The sequence below is a fragment of the Frankia sp. CpI1-P genome (assembly GCF_001421075.1).
Taxonomy (GTDB): Bacteria; Actinomycetota; Actinomycetes; order Frankiales; family Frankiaceae; genus Frankia; species Frankia torreyi.
In genome coordinates this window covers 1-2,720 of sequence record NZ_LJJX01000074.1, presented here as the reverse complement: position 1 = coordinate 2,720, position 2,720 = coordinate 1, and the positions used below count along the sequence as shown (strand labels likewise).

Below are 2,720 nucleotides of genomic sequence, written 5' to 3'. Positions count from 1 at the left end.
CATTCCAGGTCGGGTCGTCGCCCGGATTCGTCCCGTCGTCCCACTTCCGGTCGTCCCACTTCTTGTGGTGGTTCTTCTTGTCGAACCAGGTCACCCGCTCGAAGGTTGCCTTCTCCTTCTTCTTGGTGATGTCCTGCTTCTTGTGGTCCCACTTGTCCTTGTCCGCATCCGACCCTAGCCAGGAGATCGGGAACCCTGGGTCCTGGATGCCGGCGGCCTCGGCAGCGCCTGCGGGGGGAGTGGCCACTGTCGGCTCTGCAGCCTGCGCCATGGCCACGCCCGGACCGAGCAGGACGGCGCCGGTCGCGACACCAGACATCGTGAGAAGAGCGGCGTAACGTCCGGTCCTGTTCTTCATTCCATACCCTTTCTCGCAACTTGCATTGACTCCACTACTGCGAGCGCCAACCTAGCTGGTCGATCTTTTGAATCGGCGTAGCCGGCCGTACGAGTTACCCGCGGGATAGTCGACGGAGNCGAACCTCCATAGACATCAGGAGGTTCACGCTTTGGCCTCCGGACCACCAGAGTTCCGGGTTTGTGTCCAGGAGAAAAGCATCGGAAGGCATCCCGGAAGAGGGAAATAGACGGCGACGTGCCACCAGGTCAACGGCGTGCCGGCGAGTCAGAAGCAAGACCTGCAGCCTGGGTACGGCGCTTCATCGCGGCATCAGCTAAAGACGCACCTTCCCCGAATGATGCGCAATGCTGTCGGTTGCCGGCAGCCCGGCGAGGGCAGCAGGTTGACAACGTGCTTAGGTGATCGCACGGATACCGGCGAGGATGTCCGGCGGATCGCCCAGGTGAACGATGCCGAGAGTCCGGGTCGCCCCGTCAGCCCGGGGAGCTCCAGAACCCCGGTGTGGGCGGTGACCTGCACGGTTACCTGCCGGATCGGGCCAGTGTCAGGCAGGCTGGATGGTCATGGTGTGGTCGCTGCTCTACGCCGGAGCTCATCGCGGCTCAGGGCGGCAGACGCGCCGTCACGATCCGGCCGCGGCCCGGCGGGCGATCGCCGTCCCATGTCGGCGCCAGGCGCCGGACCGTCAGAGCAGGAAGTCGACGGCCAGCCGGTCCGGCCCCGTGAGCTCGACGACGCGGAAGCCCGCCACCCGGCTCAGTCCGACGCCGATGTGCACCGTCCCCTCGAAGTCGCCGGCCAGCGCGTAGCTCAGCCCCGACTGGCCCGTGCCGTTCGGCGCCGTGCGCAGCGTCGAGGCGCCCTGGTCGTCGTGGGCGGCGGCGGAGGTCAGGACCAGTTCGAAGGCCGCCTGCCCGCTCAGCGGCAGCGGCGCGCCGGAACCGGGCCGGATCACCTGCGGCACGAACTGGGCGCGGTAGCCGGGGACACCCCCCGCGAACTCCAGCACGAGCCGCTGGAACCGGACGCCGTTCTCCACGTTGGTCGCACTGCGCAGCGACACCAGTTGGACGGGCCGGGTCGGCTGGCGCGTGGCCGTCGCCGGCTGGCTCGACCAGCTCCGCGCGCCGACCCGCGGCCCCACCGACGCGGTGGCCGTCGGCGTTCCCAGGGCCGTCGGAGCGGGCGGTGCGGCCGTGCCGTCCGAAGCCGCCGGCGTGGTGGCGCTGGCGGAGGTGGTCGAAGCCGTTGAGTGCGAAGGCGAGGCCGCTGCGCCGCCATCGGAGCCGGAGCCGGAGCAGGCGACGAGCAGCGCCGCCAGCGCGGGCGCGAGCAGGCTCGCGCGAGCCAACCTCCCCCACCCGCGCGGACCAGCCGAGCCGCCCCCGCCCTGCTCCGGCGGGGCCCCCGCGAACATCGCCCCCAACCCGACGGTGGTTCCCATTCGCAACGCCCCGCTTCCTAGGGACAGACGGCACGAAGCCGCCCCATCCGTCATACCCGAAGCGCCCCGACCAGGAACCCGATCATAAGGCGATCCCGAGGTGGCGACCCGTGGGCGTGTCCGGCCGCGGCGGCCACCCGCGCGGGCGGCGCGGCCGGGCCGACCCGGCGGTCGGGTATCGTGAGATCGCCGGCCGGCGTGGCGCAACTGGTAGCGCACCCGACTTGTAATCGGGCGGTTAGGGGTTCAAGTCCCCTCGCCGGCTCCAGAGATACCCACCTTGACCTGCGGATTTACGGCTATCAAGTCGGCCAGCCCGGCAACACCGACGCGGTCCACACGTTCGTCTTCTCCCGCGACGGCCACACCCTGTTCACCCTCGGCGACACCATCCAGTCCTGGAACGTCACCGATCCCGCCAAGCCCACACCGGTCAGCCAGACACTGCCGTCCTCCGGCAACTGGCTCACATTCTCTCCGGACGGCCACNCCCTCCTCACCGGCGAGAACGGCCAGACGATCCGCATCTGGGACCTCCACTACTGATCTTTAATGTGCCGGGTCGGGTTGATCCGGTGGTGATCGCTGGGGTGATCGTTGGGGGTTGGGTAGTCCGTTGGTATGAGGTATGNGACGGGTGGCGGGTTGACCGCTGAGGATCGAGATCGCCNGGAACGGATACGACAAGAAGCCNCGCATTTGTTCGAACAGGGTGTGTCGAACCGGGAGGTTGCCGCTGGGTTGCGGGTGACTGAGCNGTCGGTGGAGCGGTGGCGGCGGGTGTGGAAGGCCGGTGGGGTGGCGGGGTTGCGGTCGCGGGGGCCGACGTCACGCTGCCGGTTGGATGAAGAACAGTTGCGGGCGTTGGAGGCGGTGTTGGATCGGGGGCCGGCGGCGTCGGGCTGGGTGGATGAG

Annotated in this window: 4 protein-coding genes, 1 tRNA gene and 2 pseudogenes; 5 read left to right on the top strand and 2 right to left on the bottom strand. The window is 68.9% G+C overall.

Translation table 11 applies throughout. The features are described from left to right. A partial coding sequence (locus FF86_RS35065; RefSeq protein ID WP_199865843.1) for a hypothetical protein occupies nucleotides 1-358 on the bottom strand: 358 nt, incomplete at its 3' end. 688 nt (nucleotides 359-1,046) lie between these two features. Continuing rightward, nucleotides 1,047-1,805: a hypothetical protein gene (locus tag FF86_RS28335; protein WP_236705730.1), complete on the bottom strand. Its 759-nt coding sequence runs from the start codon at nucleotides 1,803-1,805 to the stop codon at nucleotides 1,047-1,049. 192 nt (nucleotides 1,806-1,997) lie between these two features. Between FF86_RS28335 and FF86_RS28330 the strand changes: the two genes are divergently transcribed. The 5 genes and pseudogenes from FF86_RS28330 to FF86_RS59705 form a co-directional block, all read left to right on the top strand. Then, a tRNA-Thr gene (locus tag FF86_RS28330) sits at nucleotides 1,998-2,073 on the top strand. A 17-nt stretch (nucleotides 2,074-2,090) separates the two neighbouring features. Then, a pseudogene (locus FF86_RS69095) lies at nucleotides 2,091-2,294 on the top strand (hypothetical protein); the annotation flags it as partial. 1 nt (nucleotide 2,295) lies between these two features. After that, a partial coding sequence (locus FF86_RS69090; RefSeq protein WP_396230155.1) for a hypothetical protein occupies nucleotides 2,296-2,351 on the top strand: 56 nt, incomplete at its 5' end. A 148-nt stretch (nucleotides 2,352-2,499) separates the two neighbouring features. Continuing rightward, a pseudogene (locus FF86_RS69085) lies at nucleotides 2,500-2,562 on the top strand (hypothetical protein); the annotation flags it as partial. A 1-nt stretch (nucleotide 2,563) separates the two neighbouring features. Further along, on the top strand, nucleotides 2,564-2,720 hold a 157-nt coding region (locus FF86_RS59705; protein ID WP_242419789.1), incomplete at both ends, for a helix-turn-helix domain-containing protein.